Annotated in this window: 8 protein-coding genes and 3 pseudogenes; 3 read left to right on the top strand and 8 right to left on the bottom strand. The window is 45.4% G+C overall.

Annotated features, from left to right (window positions below):
• Positions 1-127: pseudogene (locus AC19YR_RS23505) on the top strand (IS5/IS1182 family transposase); the annotation flags it as partial.
• A 210-nt stretch (positions 128-337) separates the two neighbouring features.
• On the opposite strand, the gene AC19YR_RS23500 reads toward AC19YR_RS23505, so the two are convergent.
• From AC19YR_RS23500 to AC19YR_RS23470, 7 genes and pseudogenes are all read right to left on the bottom strand, one after another.
• Entirely contained in the window at positions 338-1864 is a 1527-nt protein-coding gene (locus AC19YR_RS23500) for a relaxase/mobilization nuclease domain-containing protein (protein ID WP_315445879.1), read from the bottom strand.
• On the bottom strand, positions 1864-2610 hold the full coding sequence (locus AC19YR_RS23495) for a hypothetical protein (protein WP_315445880.1): 747 nt from the start codon (positions 2608-2610) through the stop codon (positions 1864-1866). The genes AC19YR_RS23500 and AC19YR_RS23495 overlap by 1 nt, the downstream gene beginning before the upstream one ends.
• Positions 2611-2902: 292 nt before the next feature.
• Entirely contained in the window at positions 2903-4498 is a 1596-nt protein-coding gene (locus AC19YR_RS23490) for a recombinase family protein (RefSeq protein WP_315445881.1), read from the bottom strand.
• A 52-nt stretch (positions 4499-4550) separates the two neighbouring features.
• A pseudogene (locus AC19YR_RS23485) lies at positions 4551-6761 on the bottom strand (transporter substrate-binding domain-containing protein); the annotation flags it as partial.
• An 8-nt stretch (positions 6762-6769) separates the two neighbouring features.
• Complete coding sequence (locus AC19YR_RS23480; protein ID WP_095107512.1) at positions 6770-7396, bottom strand: response regulator transcription factor; 627 nt, start codon at positions 7394-7396, stop codon at positions 6770-6772.
• A gap of 425 nt (positions 7397-7821) precedes the next feature.
• On the bottom strand, positions 7822-8211 hold the full coding sequence (locus AC19YR_RS23475; RefSeq protein WP_095107513.1) for a response regulator: 390 nt from the start codon (positions 8209-8211) through the stop codon (positions 7822-7824).
• A 236-nt stretch (positions 8212-8447) separates the two neighbouring features.
• Positions 8448-9164 (bottom strand): annotated as a pseudogene (locus AC19YR_RS23470) (deoxyguanosinetriphosphate triphosphohydrolase family protein); the annotation flags it as partial.
• A gap of 512 nt (positions 9165-9676) precedes the next feature.
• Between AC19YR_RS23470 and AC19YR_RS23465 the strand changes: the two are divergent.
• Together AC19YR_RS23465 and AC19YR_RS23460 are read left to right on the top strand one after the other, a co-directional pair.
• Positions 9677-10492 (top strand): Hachiman antiphage defense system protein HamA, encoded by an 816-nt coding sequence (locus tag AC19YR_RS23465; protein WP_122769914.1) that lies wholly within the window; start codon positions 9677-9679, stop codon positions 10490-10492.
• Positions 10482-13631 carry a DEAD/DEAH box helicase gene (locus AC19YR_RS23460; protein WP_500600333.1) on the top strand — a complete coding sequence of 1050 codons (3150 nt, stop codon included), beginning with the start codon at positions 10482-10484 and terminating at the stop codon, positions 13629-13631. Before AC19YR_RS23465 ends, AC19YR_RS23460 begins: the two co-directional genes overlap by 11 nt.
• Positions 13632-13762: 131 nt before the next feature.
• On the opposite strand, the gene AC19YR_RS23455 is transcribed toward AC19YR_RS23460, so the two are convergent.
• Positions 13763-15451, bottom strand: a complete 1689-nt coding sequence (locus AC19YR_RS23455; RefSeq protein ID WP_500600332.1) for an LA2681 family HEPN domain-containing protein — start codon at positions 15449-15451, stop codon at positions 13763-13765.
• Between the last annotated feature and the right edge of the window lie 308 nt (positions 15452-15759).

The raw sequence follows: 15759 nt of genomic DNA, 5'->3' as shown, positions 1-15759 counted from the left end.
TGGCTGGCTGAAGGAGAACCGTCGCATCGTGACGCGCTTCGACAAGCTCGCAACAAGTTTTGCGGCGATGGTCTCATTGGCCTGCGCTATGCGGTGCTTGCGACAATACTTTACGTACAGAGCCTAGCATCACTGCGAAAAGAGTTAAAGTTTTTAGACTTCTGCAAACTCGCAAAAGAGCGTTTAGAGTGGATTACAGAGCTTAAAATTGTTGAGCGTCTATACGATTTTGAAGAAATGATGACATCTAATGTTGGATTGAGGGTCATAGGGTCTAATATAGAATTAGCGACAAAGATAGATTATTCAATAATTTACAAAGACAAACCCTAAAAATTTAGGGCTTATATACTTTTAAAGGTTGTAATGGGTCAAGTCCCATTTCCCCTTGGCGGGTTAATTTTTCTAACAGTTTTCTATCAGTCTCTTGATTGTCGAATATTTTTTCTGCCTTTGATTTTGTTTTCGTACCAGTAGACGTTGCGGGCTTTTCTTTTTTAGGCTTTTCAGGCTTTTCAGTTTCAGGAGCTTCAATATTTTCTGATGATGAATGGTTTGGGAATAAATCAGAGAATGAAACAGACGTTTTAAATAAATCATCGATCTCAAAATTTTCTTTTTTCAGTTCGTTAATATGACGTTCAAGAAGCTTGATTTTTGTCTTTGGGTATTTATCTTGATTGGCTTTTACACGCTCGAAAAGCGCAGATAAATCCGATTGAGTTGGTTGATAATTGGACACTTCTAAACCCATCATTGCGGAGACGAGCCAAGTTTTACGTTTAAAATCTTCCGACCCGGTGAGGTAAAACGGTCCTTTAGTACCTTTTGCGATCAATGCCTGCATTCCTGCTTTGATACTCATTTCATTTGGATTTGTGAAAGAAACACTATTGTCGTTGACTGTAAAACTGGCTTTGTACTTCTCATTTTTGCTTGTGTAGTTCACACCATCCACGGTTTGAAATTTTGTATAAAGGCTTTCACGGCGGTTAGGTTGTGGTTTTGGGTCTGTACCTGGACTCGAAGAAATTTCGCCTGATTCGTCGGGAGGTAACGGAGACTCAAAACGTAAGATTAACTCTGCAATGCCATTCTCATCAAACTTGTATTTTTCAATCAGCTTGCTCATTTGAAAGCCGATTGAACTTGGCTTTATAGATGTTGAACCTTTTGTGATGTAATAGCCCGATAGCTTGCTAGGGTCGGTTTTGCTCTTATTTGCACGAATAGTAAACCCTTCATCAATCATCGCCTTAAACAACGCCTCCGGCGTCTTGGCGTTGGAAATAATGCCTTTCAACTCGTTCTTATATTTTTTTTCATCAGATTCTTGACCAGTACGGCTTTCGTACTGTTTAGAAGCATAATTAAGCCTAACGGGGTTTGGGGCATTTCTGCTTTCAGAGATTTTCTCGTTTTTGAGTGAGTATTTTTTTTCGAGCCTTTGGGCAAGATTTTCCAATGCTCGATAATTATCTTTCTTGAAAAAAGCCTTATGGTCGAAATCTCTATTTTCCATCACAAGGTGAAGATGTGGGTTGTTCGTGTCTCTATGAACGGCAAGCAAAAAATTACGATTATCACCAAAGTGGCGCTTTACCAACTCATTGCCAATCATTATTAACTTATCGTCTGTAATATCTTTGTGTTGCTCTTCAAACGAAACGATGTAGTGCATCTCATTGCTTTTCTGTTTTGCTGTTAACCTGCTATTAAAATCTGCCTCGATAGCATTGGCTGATTCATTAATGTCGCCCATATTTACGGGGATATTACCACTTATGCGAGTGGCTTTATTTAAAACGTACTTGGCGAGGTTTTTGGTGTTGGGCTGAATGCGGGGCACTTCTTTAATTAACATTATTTAGCCCCATCTATAAATGCTATTAGGTCAGCGCTCCCTTTGATTATATTGGGGTGAATTTTTTCTGAAAAAGTCCCTTGAAGATAATCGAGAATGTTTTTTATTATCGCCTCGCTATGCTTTTTCTCTACCACATAAGCATTTGCAGCTTCTCCGCATTTGACAAGATTATTATCTAATGCAAGATTTATAGATGGATTAGTAAACTCTTTTTCGTAAACAGAAAACTCATCGAAGAAATTTCGTAGCAAATTATAAAAGTCTCGCTTTGGGAATTTCTCTTTATACTCGCTACATTCTTTTTTGGTGAAGCTAATCGTGTATTGCTTCTTTCTTTCTGAATGACTGTCGTCAAATAGCGAAGAATTTATAATCGCTGCAAAATCTGGTTTTGTGGATGTTTTTATTTCAAGCGTCTTGAATCGCAAACGACTAACATCGAGCTTCATCTTTATTAAATTTCGAAGGGTGTTGTTTATGCGCCTGTTGATTTCAGGGTCAGCACTTTTGAATTGAGATAGATTAGTGCAGAGATTTGCCAGTATCTGATTGTACCTTGAAAACTCCTCAAAATTTCCATTTTTGGCTATCACGACATAGCTACGATTTTGTAGGGCGTATTGTTTAAATGCTTCTGAAAGAGAAAATTTCGAAACGGATAATTGGTTATATTCTCTTCGGAGCTGTTCGATTTGTTCGGCGTTAATTTCAGTTAAACGGGTACTTGCTTTGTATTTGCTCATTAGGGTTTTTGTTTGTTGTGAGCATATTTTAGCATTTTGTTTTTCTAATGATGCCCTTTGCGCTGATTTATCAGCCGTGTGCTTTGCTGTGCTTTTAGATACGACCCTTGTGGGAGTATCGTGTCCCCGTAATTACCCCTTGTGGGTAATGGAGTGGGCGAGCATAAAACAACCGAACGACGATAGTCGTGATGGTTTTTTATTCTGCTTGCTTCTTTAAAATAAAGTTACCAGTTTTGAAAGCTAGAAGCATGTAACAGAGACGTGATTTTTAATCACGCCTTTGTTACTGCTAGATGTGCAATCCTCGCCGCGCAACGTAACCATCTGGCGTAACATCAATCGTATCTATATGCTTGTCGTCGTGATAAATATCAAGGGCGAAAAATTTCTTTTTTACAGGAGTGATAACGATTTTTATCTTCTGCGAGTGAAGAAAGTTATTTATTCTAATGCGACCTTTTTCTGTTATCAAAAGCCTGTAAACCTCCATTACGTTTACGTCTGATTTTGTTGCGAGGTGCATTGAGCTAATTTTAAGGTTTAGTTTGTGTTCGTCTGCTTTGAGTTTGTCTAGTTCTTGACTCACTTCGTCAATTCTATTCGTAATATATTTTTGCGCACTGTCCGAAGATTTCTCAAGTATCGAAAAGTTATTTGCCAATGCTTTTTCTTTAATTATTATCTGCCCAGTAATTTCTTGATGTTCTTTTTCAAGTGCTTTTATGTCGTCGTTTTTTACAATGATTTTGTGGAATGGAATGAGGGATTGATACGCAAGAAATATTTCTTCAATACGTGCATATCTGTGCCTTATGCCTTTCCCCGGCATTGCATATTTGCACTGCCCCAAAGTTGAGGCATGGCAGACTAAATCAACGTATAAGTTTTTTTGAGCATGAAAGCGAAACGTAGAGCCACAAGCGCAAAATACCAAGCCTCGCAAAATATTTCTAAACTCTTCGGCTTTTCGACCCGCAAGTTTTGGGTCTTGTCGTTCTTTTAGCTTCTCGCTAATACGATGAAATTCCGACTCACTAATGACGGCAGGGTAATAGTTCTTTATCTCTTTATTAACGATTGTTCTATTTCCATGCTCGTCGTTTTTCATAGCGAGAAAAGAGCCATAAATTGCATGCTTGTGTAGAACCTTACCGATTGTGCTATCAGTGTATTTTTTGGGATGGTTTTCTTTATTCAGTTCCTTTGCAATTGACTGGAAGCCATAATCAAAGCAAAGCTCTGTCATTCTTTTAACTGCTTTGGCGTGTTCATTTAAAACGAACTTACCATCAGTAAACGAAATCCAAAAAGGACACCGCTTTGTAATAATCCCGCCGTTTTCGCCCTTGGTGAGATTTCGGGCTTTTGCATCTGATATTCGCTCACTCTTTGATTTGCTTTCATCGTTTGCACGTTCAAGGATGTTTTGAATGAGACTAATATCAACACTACTATCTTTTTTTCGTTTTGAGTAAAGCCGGTTGTCGAAAAGCGTGTAGATTGAACAGTCCGATTGAATAATTGAGATGATTAACTCTAATGCATCATATCCGCCCATCCTGCTAATTCGGTCGAATGACTCGACCAATAGGAGAGCGTTTGGGAGAATTTCTTTTGACTTGATACGTTCAACGAATTTCGCTAATTGACCGCTCTTTAAGTTCTTGCCCTTGAAGGCTGAAACTCCTAGGTCTTCATAGCGTTCGACCTGTCTTGCTAGGGGGTATTGCTCAAAAAAACGGTTGAGCTGTTCAAGCTGTCGAACCTCGCCAAAGCCAAGGCTTTGCGCTTTCGATGAGAAACGTATGTAACTGTATACGTTTATGGTTTCGCCGCTCTGAAACACGTCAGCGAACGCTCTGGGCAGTGTATTTTTGACTGACATAATGCTCTGAACCCCTTGTAGACTGTGCATTCTAGCATTTTATACAAAAGCCTCCTGTCATTGCATTCATGGGGGTGCGGATCTCATGGCTCATGGTCGCCAGGAAGGTGCTTTTGGCGCGGTTGGCGTCATCGGCCTGCTCCTTGGCGGCGCGTAGTTCATCGAAGAGTTGGCGCCGTTCACTGATGTCGATCCAGCCGCCGATGATGCCCTGGACCTCTCCCGTGGAGTCGCGATAGGGCAGGATCCAGTGATAGATCGTCAACTGGCGATCACCGATGTGCAGCGCGCGATCGAGAATCATCGGCGTGCCTTCGGCGATGACCCGCTGATAGTCGGCTTCGAACTCCCGGGCCTCGAACTCGTTGCTCAAGGCGCCCTGCATCACGGTTTTGCCGATGACCTCGTCGCGGGAGGTGGAAAAGGCCTCCAGGTAACTGTCGTTGCAGCTTTGCAGCACGCCGTCGCGGTCACGCACGTAGAGGGCGTGGGGCGTGCCGTTGACCAGCGTGCGCATGAACTCGAGCTGGTCGTTCAGCGCCCGTTCGGCCTGTTGCCGCTGCTTGATCTGGCGCCGCATGTAGGCGTTCCAGGCCAGGGAAAGCAGGAGCAACAGGCCCGCGCCCAGGACGATCTGGTAGATCAGGCGAGAGTAGTTGCGCCAGTAGCTGTCCGGGTCGGCGGTGTAGCCGCGCCAGCGGCTGTTGATGATGCCCAGTTCATCCGGCGCGATGCTGAGCAAGGCCTTGTCGAGGATGGCGCTCAGTTCCACCGCGCCTCGGGCGGTGGCCAGGGTAAAGGCCGCCGGCTGTGTACCGATGGTGGCGCTGATCTGCAATTGATCTTGAAATACGCGGGACGAGATGAAGTAGTTGGCGACTACCAGCGAGTTGACGGCACCCTCGACCTGGCCCTGAGCCAGCAGTTCGGCGGCACGGAAGGTGTCGTCGGTTTCGACCAGGCGTACCTCTGGGTACTCGGTGCGTAGGTACTCCATTAAGGGGTTGCCCTGGGTGATTGCCAGACGTTTGCCGGCGAGTTGCTCGAGGCTGCCCATCACCGGGGCGTCCTTGCGGGTGAGCAGTACGAAGGAGTTCTCCAGGTAAGGGCGGCTGAAGGTGAGGCGGTCCTCGCGCTCATCGCTGGGCAGCATGGCGGCGATGATCTCGGCGTTGCCCTGTTCGACCTGGCGGGTCATCTCATCGACGCCACGGCTGCGCTGGATCTCGAAGCGCAGGCCGGTGCGCAGCCGGATGAGTTCCAGCAGATCGGCGGTGATACCGCGGAAGTTGTTCTGAGAATCGAAAAAAGTCAGTGGGGCAAAAGTTTCGTTGACCACCACTCGCACGGTGGGGTGCTGTTTCAACCAGCGCTCCTCGCGCGCGGTAAGTTGCAGCTTCTGGTCGGTGAGCAGAATGTCGCTGCCGGCACTCCAGCGCTGGGCGATGCTATCGCGCTCGGCCATGGGGATGGCCTTGAGCGTGGCATTGATGAGGTCCAGCAAGGGTTGATCGCTTCTACGCACGGCAAAACTGAAGCCATTGGCTTCATGTTTGCCGAAGTTGGCCATCTGGATGTTCTTGAGATAGCCCTTGTTAATCATGTAGTGGGTCGAAATGGTATCGCCCAGAAATACGTCGGCCTGGTCGAAAGCCACGGCATTGATGGCGTTCTGGTAGGAAGGGTAGGCGGTGATGGTGGCCTTGGGGTACAGCGCCTTGACGTCCTCGAGCGGCAAGTAGTGGTAGACCATGCTCAAGCGCATGTCCGCCAGGCCGTCGCTCAGCGATCGGTTTTCCCGCTCGCGGGTGACCAGCACTGGCTGATCCACCGCGTAGGGAATCGAAAGCGCCAGGTTCGGATTGCTGGCTTCGAAGCCGTTCGCGGTACCCAGCATATCCACGCGGCCCTGTTCTAGCGCGGCGATGGCCGCCTCCCGGGAACCATAGCGCTGCACCCGCACGGGCAAGGCCAGGGTGGCCGCGAGAATGCCGGCATAGTCTGCGGTGAACCCTTCATAGTCGTGTCCGCTGAGGGTCAGGTCGAAGGGGGGATAATCGGGAGCAGAAGTGCCCAGGACCAGCTCGCGCTTGTTGCCAATCCATTGCAATTGCGCTTTATCCAGATGAACTTGGGTGAGGCCTTTGCTGGCGCGACTGAGCAGTGAATAGGACTGCACATCGTTGTTCTCGGCGACCGCGAAAGTGCTCAGGCATAAACCCGTGCTCAGTAATATTAAGTAGTCCTTTAACTGCCTGGGCATCCTATTTCTCACACTAATGCGTTGCGTTTTGCCATCTCGATAAGTTCTACCAAGGACTTGGCCTTAAGTTTTTGCATAAGTCTTTTCTTATAGGTGCTGACGGTTTTGTTGCTTAAAAACATGCCCTTGGCGATTTCCTTGTTAGTGCGGCCTTGGGCAAAGAGTTGGAGCACCATCAATTCCCGGTCATTCACCGATTTGAATAGATCCAGCTCCAGGCTTACTTCTTCATCCCGGCGCGCCGGGTTCAATGCCTGGCTGGGGAAGTAGTTGTAGCCTGAAAGTACGGCCTTGATGGCGCTGAGCAGCTCACTGAGGTCCTCCTGCTTGCAGACATAGCCGGAAGCACCGGACTGCATGCACCGTATGGCGAAGAGAGTCGGCGATTGCGCAGTCAGTACGAGTGTGCGCAGGGGCGTGCTCATGGCGTTGAAACGCGATAGGACTTCCAGGCCGTCGAGTTTGGGAATGCTGATGTCGAGAATGATGAGGTCTGGCATACATTCGCGGACCATTTGCATGGCGTCGACACCATTATCGGTTTCGCCGACCACTTTATAACCTTCGTGTTCTAACAACATGCGAACTGCAAGTCTGATAACGGGGTGATCGTCGACAATAAAAACGGAGTTCATAATCAAATCCCATACGAGCGCAAATAAAGCGCGCACCTTAGCTCAGAAGGGGGCAGGCACGCATGAACCGACGGGCCTGTTGATGCAATATAAGATTATTCCTACACAAAAAAAGGCATTGGATTACGAATGTGTAAGGAGGGGGAGAGGCACGTTAGTTTAATGCATTAATCTTGGCGAGATTATTTCGGTGGCATTCTTTTTCGCTGCGTAAGTCAGAATTATTCCTACTTGTCTGGCGGTTTATTCTTGTTCGCTGAAATAATGTTTTTATTGGGTATTAATGAAAAATCCACTTGCCTATAAGAGCGAGGCGCAATGGGTACGCTGGGCACTATTGGGTAGGGAGTAAATTTGCCCAGTTGACCCCGTGTCAACGCCTGGTTTCTCCCGGAGTGCATAGGGTTTAAAGAGGGCGTCGGGGGTCAGGGCTTGCGCTGCAACAGCGTGCTGAACTCCCGGCGGTTAAGTGGTTTGCTCAGATAGCCCAGCAGCGGGAGCCGGCGTAGGTTGGCCTGACGCTCAAGGGCCTCGAGTTCGCCCAGGCTCAGGCTACTGAGGATGATCGCGGACTGAATCAGGCGTTGGCTGCTGGCCAGGCCGATCAGTTCCAGGCCGCCCAGGTCCGGTAGGCATTGGTCGCATAGCAGTAGATCAAAGGGTTGCGGTGCCTGGCGCATCAGCAATAGCGCGGTTTCGGCGTCATGGGTGGCGGTGAGGTGGTGAAAGCCGTAGCTGTTAAGCAGGCACTGGGTGGCAGCCAATTGAAAAGGATGATCTTCCACCACCAGGATGCGCAGGTCATGTTTGAGCATTGTGTGTTCCATGGCAAAGGCGCTCACCCGGGATGAGCCTGCAGGGCTCTTCGGTTGACGGCTCGTTCTGTTGAGCAAGATAGTCGGCGATTATTTCGCGAATACATTGATAGATTCGATCAGTTCGCTCTCTACAAGGCGTAGGGCGATTCTCTAGGCGCTGAAATGCGCGGAATATTTGAGTGTTTTCAATCGGACGTGGAGGCTTATTCCTACACGTCTTATTGGCTTCACCTCTATTGAGGGCTGGAGCGTCCGGTCATTTCCCGGGCCATTTCGGTGGCGTAGCTATCGGTCATCCCGGCAATGAAGTCGATCATGCGCAGGAACGAGCTGTGCAGGGGCTTGCTGGGGTCGGGTGCGTTGTTGCCGAGCAGGTCGAGGATGCGCCGGTTCTTGAACGAGGGCGTGCGCCCGCCATGCTGTTCCAGTGCCGCGCCGCAAAAGGCGTTGAGCAGGATTTCCAAGGTGGTGTAGGCGCCGATCTCGTGCAGGGTCTTGCGCTTGTCCTGGAAGATCTTCTTGCGCGCCATGTCCTTGGCATTCAATACGCAGCGCTTGGCAGGCCCGTGCATGTGTTCCACCAGGTCGCCATGCAGGGTGCCCGCCAGCAGCGCGTCTTGCTGTTCGACGAAGGCTCGGGCGGCGGCGTTGGTCAGGTGTTCGATGGCCTTGCCACGCAGGATCGCCAGTTTGCGCCGGCGAGAGTCCGTCGGGCCGAGTTGGCGATAGGTTTGCGGCAGGTCATCGCCCACCAAGTCAAGTAGGAGAGATTCCACTTCGGCGTAGTTCAGCAGCTCCATCTCCACACCGTCCTCCAGGTCGATCAAGGCGTAGCAGATGTCATCGGCGGCTTCCATCAAGTAGACCAATGGGTGGCGGGCCCAGCGTTGGTCTTCGATCTGTGGCAGGCCGAGCTTATGGGCGATGGTTTCCAGCAACGGCAGCCCACTACAGGCAATTTAGCAACCAAACTGGAAAGTTGCTATCTAGTTGATTTATATGGGTAGAATTCTAAATATAAGGGTTTCTTTCAAAGTACTGCACCACATGCATGGGCTGCGTTAGCGGTAGGGAACCTTTCGAGCTCTGAGTAGAACGTAGCTTCAAGTAATGAGGCTTCTTGATAGGGATAGACATGCCAAGGGATAGCAATGGCACCTTAGGTCTATAGGGTCGATGACCACGAGATGCGTGTTAGGTCGCCTATAGAGCAACACGAGCCTCCCCAGAAAGGGTGCTCTGCAAAACTTAATCTTTCGGGTCGAGCACAAAGCGGCCAAATGGGTGGCTAATCGACATCAGTGCAGAAATCATATAGGGTTGAATTTTTGAGAGTTTCTCGCCTAGTAATGGAGTACTGCATGTTTAAAAGCAAATCGAGCATATTGGAAGTCTTGAGTATTGAATTGCCTTCAATTAGCATCCATCGAAAATTATCAAGAATTCAGAAGGTCAAGTAGGTATGGCAGTTACTCCAGCTTACCTTAATTGGCTGCAAGATACTGGTGTCGCACTCAAAACAAAAGACGGTGCTCCTGTCAAAGTATTTGAGCTAGTACACGAGACGGATCAGGCTATATTGTCAGAGTGGGCTAAACACTTCAGGAGCCAGTACTGTAGTGATTTGCATATTGACTTTCTAAGAGAGTTCACAGGAAAAACCAGAGCCGAGTATTTGAATGATTTAAAGTTTCCAACAAAAACAGGAGGGTTTGGACCCGGTACTAGATCAGGTGACTTCGCTGAAATACTGGTTTCGGATTATCTTGAGTTCATTTCAGGGTATTGGGTTCCTAGAACGAGGTACGATAGAAAAACTATCAGAAATGAATCTACTAAGGGCTCTGATGTCCTCGGATTCAAAATGCTGTCACCAACCGATTCTCCTGATGATTGCTTGGCCATGTATGAAGTTAAAGCTCAACTTTCCGGAAAAAAAGCCAATGAGAGGTTGCAGGTGGCGATAGATGACTCCGGTAAAGATAACGTTAGGAAGGCAGAGTCACTAAATGCCATAAGGCAGCGGTTTTATGAGGCTGGTAGCATTCAAGATGCACAAAAAATAGGTCGCTTTCAAAATCCAGTTGATAGGCCTTATAAAGATGTTTATGGGGCAGTTGCTCTTTATGAAAATGGAATATATGAACCATTAGAAGCTTCTAGCTCAGATGCAACTGGCCATCCCAGTAAGAATTCGCTGGCTCTTATTATCATAAAGGGCAAAGATTTTATGGAGCTTGTGCATAGCCTATATAAGAGAGCAGCCGATGAAGCCTGAAAGAGCGTCGCGTGTTTTGCTGGGTGTGACTCGTTCAAAAGCTAAAATGTACGAGTATAATGTTCCGTCCGAACATCATATTGAGACTAATAGCGATCCTTCAAAGTTGCTGATACTCTCCATCGCAACTCTTGGTGAGGTATGCTTAGCCGTTAACGCTACAGATACACCAGCCGAGCGGTTAGCTGAGTTGAAAGCTGATCTGCAATTTTCCGCTCAGTTCTTTGATTCATACCTTCAATCAAAACTTGATGTTGAAATAGATCCTTATTTGATTTTGCTGGCGTCGGCGTCGTATTACTTGTGTGATTTACCCGGAAGCTCAAGTGTTTTAATAAGAAAGTTGCCATCAGAGTGTCCTTACCTAGAGGCGTCGCACTTAGAGGATCTATTGCACTGGCTGTTAGTAGGTGATTTTTCCACTTATTTTAATGATGCTAGAGAGAAGTACAAATCTAATATTATTGGAGTTTCGCAGAAACTTTCGGATTATTACGGTAGCGGCGAAGGCGTCTCTGGTATTGAGGTGGAGTTAGTTAATCTTAGAACAAAAGCTTATGATATAGGCTCAGACAGAGAGCTATTATTTGCAGATGTGATTTGTGCCATAGTTAAGTTCAGGCTAAAGAATTCATCTTGGATGCTGTTGCCTCGTTTCTCCGGCCTGCCAAAAGAAACTTGGAGTAGCTACCTTTCAAAAGACGATTCGATTAAAGAGCTTTGGCCCTCTCAGCGTCTGCTGGGGGAGGAAGGGGTGCTTAAGGATTCGTCAGCAATAATTCAGATGCCTACTAGTGCAGGAAAAACAAAGTCAATCGAACTAATTATTCGCAGTGCGTTTTTATCGGCGAGAGCAAGTCTGGTAATTGTAGTTGCTCCATTCAAAGCACTTTGTCAAGAAATTAGGAGTGAGCTTTCCAGAAGCTTCGACGGTGAAATTGTCAGTATTGATGGTGTATCCGATGTACCGCAGATGGATTTTTCTGAATTTGATCTTGATGGATTTTTAGATCTTGATTTTAGCTCAATAGAAACGGACAGTATATTAGTTCTAACTCCCGAAAAATTGATGTACATACTGCGTCAAACACCAGAACTCGCAGAGCAGATTGGGGTTGTAATTTATGATGAGGGTCATCAATTCGATAGTGGCCCTAGGGGTGTTACTTATGAGCTTTTACTTTCATCTCTAAAGTCTTTGATCCCTAAAGATGCCCAGACCATACTTATATCTGCAGTTATTAACAACTCTCATGCTATAGGTAGTTGGCTTAATGGCGATGAAGGAGTAAATGTCAATGGTGCAAGCATACTTTCAACGTATAGAACAGTGGCGTTTGCAAGTTGGAAAGACTCACTGGGTAGGCTTGAGTTTGTAGAGCAGAATAACACTGATGAAAAAACCTTTTTCGTTCCGAGAGTAATTGAAAAATATCAGCTTTCACGCAAGCCAAGAGAGAGAACTGATAGATTTTTCCCGGACAAGGCCGATGGAAAGAGTATTGCGATATATCTAGGTTTGAAACTGGTGTCTAATGGTAGCGTAGCAATATTTTGCGGCGTTAAATCAGCTGTCTCAACCCTTGCCAAAGCGGCAGTTGATATTTACGCGAGAAATCTACCCATTCCTAAGCCAAGTGAATATTCAAATGATGTTGAGGTAGAAAAATTACTGAATCTGCACAAAGTTCATTTGGGTAAGAATAGTGCAACTACTAAATGTGCTGCCTTAGGTGTTTACTCTCACAGCAGTAATACGCCGCAAGGGTTGAGAGTTGCGATAGAATATGCGATGCAGAAAAGCCTGATAAAATTTGTTGTTTGCACTTCCACTCTCGCACAAGGTGTTAATCTCCCAATAAGGTATCTGCTGATAACGAGTATCTATCAAGCGGGCAAGCCCATAAAAGTCAGGGATTTTCATAACCTAATCGGTAGAGCTGGTCGTTCTGGTATGTACACCGAAGGTAGTATAATTTTTGCCGATCCTGATATTTTTGATATGAGGTCTTCTGATAAGGGTCGTTGGAAATGGGCTGAGTTCAAAAGAATTCTTAATTTTGAGAATTCTGAGCCTTGTACTAGTAGTATATTAAATATTTTGGAGCCTATTAGGAGTGACGATAAGAAATATTATCTGAATGTTGACCCAATAGATTATTTAAAAAGTTATCTTGAGGCTCCGAAAAAATTCCTAGGTGAGTTAATAGAATATGCTAAAGGCAAGTCGGCTCTTAAGTTTTCCATTGAAGGTGTTCTTGAACAAGCCGAACAGAAAGCAAATATCGTTGCATCAATAGAAGGGTACTTGCTTGCTCATTGGGATGATACAAAGGAAACCTTCGGAGAAAATGGTGCTGTACACTTAGCTCAACAAACATTAGCTTACAGTCTCAGTAGTGATGAAAATAAAGAAACTATTTTAATAATCTTTGAAATTATTGCGAAAAATATTGAAAGCAACTGCCCCTTGGAGGTCGAACGGCGTGCATTTGGAAAAACGCTATTCGGTCTAACACAAGCCCAAGAAATAAAAGACTGGATAACATCTAATATTCATTTGCTCGAGCGATGCACCAGTGAGTCTGAGGCTTTAGATCTTTTGTGGCCTTTTATTTATTTGCAATCGAATAGCAAAAGTATTCGTAAGATTGAGTCAAGTGATAATCTTAGGTCGTTAGTGTCGAAGTGGATAAAAGGCATCCCTTACCATGAGTTAAGAACGCACTTAGTAAAAGCAGGATCTAAACTTATTTGGGGGAGCAAAAGGCGAGAGCTTACAAATGAGCATGTCATCGATGCTTGCGAGTCTGGAGTTGCGTACGATGGAACTTTGCTTTTGGGCTCTGTGATTGAACTACTAAAGTTAATAAAGCCAGAGGCCGATCAGCAGCTTATAGATAATCTATCGAGCTTACAGAAAAAGCTACGGTATGGACTACCCTCCGTAGATGCTATTCAGTTGTACGAAATGGGTGTCACAGATCGTCATATTTCTCAGGTTTTATCGAATGCTCTGGTCCAGTCCAGCGACTCAATTAATATTCGAATTAAAAACTCTGAAGAGGTTTTGATCAACTGTGTGAGGGATTTCCCATTGTACTATCAGGATTTTATAAAAAGGACTCTTTCTAGCTGATTGTTCTACTCACAATCATGAAAGCAAAAATACGTCAGGCACGCTAGTGCCTGACGCTAGCCTTACCACTTTACTTTGCAATCATAAAAAGAACGAAAATATGCGGTCCTAGTTTCTGGGTAAAGCCAAACTTAGCGATAGGGAACCTCTCTAGATGCGATTAGGGTGTCGTCATCAGGTAGCGATTTTTCTTGGTGGTGAATGGACAAGGCTAGGTACATCATTGCCGTTTTGGACATTTTGAATAGGCCCATGATCTGCTGTTCAAGGTCCTCGATTGATATGGCTTCACCATACGACTGGAGCCGTCTTTTTTCTTTTATAAGCTCGACTAGTTCTTTGTGCTCTTCGCTATCAGCATCCAGCTCGCTCAGCTTTGTTTCGGCTGCCTTTAGGGTGTTTTCCGGGTTGTAGGGTTTCTGGGATAGCTCATATCCGAACGAGTCAACTATTTTCAGCGATTTATGCTCAAGAGCATTCCGTATTTTATTTACAACGTTTGCTCTTGGGTAGTTAACATCGGCTAGGAAAAGGTTAGCGTTAGGGTCTTTATTGGTAGTGCTATTTTTTTCGCCAGTATCATGTATGTCTTGGCTCAGAAAATAAAGTGCTCTCAAATATGGGTTTTTGACCTCACTCAACCAAATAGCGGGTTTCTGGTTAGAAGAAAATATGCTGTTTATGTTGACTTTGTGTTCGGGTATTTCATTGTCTGAGACTTTAAAGAATTTATAGATGAAGTAAGCGATTTTGTCTTGTATAGAGTAAAGGCAGCGAAGAGCTGTTCTGTAGTGATTGGTCTTTAAGTCGTAGAAGGTCGAATCGTAGCTTTCGACTTGTGAGGTTGTCGAATTATACATGTGCTCAGTTTCGATTGGGGTTTGTAAGGCGGTATGGAATAGGTATCTAGCATATTTATAGGTGTCTTTTATCTCTTCAAAGTGAGAGTGGTATGCAAGCTCTTCACTGGGGAGTAATAAGTGATTTATTTTGCCACTAAATGAAGGCAAGTAAAGACAATCTTCGTATGCGTATTCCTCTGTGATGACATTGTTTGTGAAGTTCAGGAATAGTTTATTCTTCCCCACCCAGTCAAGGTATGATTTATGCTTTCTGTTCATAAAGTTTTCTTTGTGAGTGTCTGAGTGGTCGGAATCTAGATATTCAGGGTATTGGGCTTCAAACCATTTGCAGTAATGATTGAGGCGGTGATTTAGCTGCTCAAATAAGTCCTGTTCTCCCGGAGTGCTCACGCTTTCTGATAGTTTTGCTTTTTTAGAAAGCCTATATGATTGTTTGTAAAAGAAGAATCTTGAGTTTTCATCATATATGCTCTCGCTGGCTTCTATCAGGCATCGGGCCTTGGTGGCGAGGCCGAAAGCATTTTTTTCATCAATAGCCAAATCATAAAATTCTAAGGCTTCAAGATGCCGGTGTTGCTCGGTAAGATAATTTGCAAGATTTATACTTATTTTTGAGCGTAGGTGTGCAGTGCTAAAGTGGGCAAGTCCTTTACGGCTTTCAAAGCTATAGTATTTATCTTTCTGATTGGTCAGTTCATGTAAGGCTTTTCGCAAATAATAGATTGCTCTTTTTATGTGGGGCGAGCTCCACTCGTCCGCGATTATAGCTCTGTATGCTGAGTAATATCCCGTGCCGACTGTGTAATAAAGTTGAGCTGTCAGAAATTTAGTTTCACCTTTCTTTTTCTGGGCTGTCTGGCAGTAGTTTATGAGGTTGGTGCTTGAGGTTTCTATCAGTAAATCCATTTTTTGACTGATTTTATCTATTTCTTGATTGTTGAGAGGTTTGTCAGTCATGTGTTCCTGCCTGCGAATGTCTTGGTTGTTTTTCGATGTTGTAACTATATCCTGTCCTGAAGGATTGGGTAAAGTGATGTGCTAGCTGTAGAGTTTATTTTAGTATTCGGGATGCTATGCGGGGTTAAGCAGTCAGCTCTTAATAAGTTATTAGTGCGTATGCTTTTTTCTTGTTTTTTATTGGGCGGCGGCAAAAACTGAGTGCAACACCTGACCTTTCCGGTACGGTGCTGCCCCTATGTCCTATTCCGAACTCAGCGTTGAAGAACGCGCCACCATTCAAATCGGCAATGCCCAAGGCTTCAGCC

It is taken from the genome of Pseudomonas sp. MF08817 (assembly GCF_059862705.1).
The sequence above is the reverse complement of the archived record's forward strand: the minus strand, read 5'-3'. Positions and strand labels throughout refer to the sequence as shown.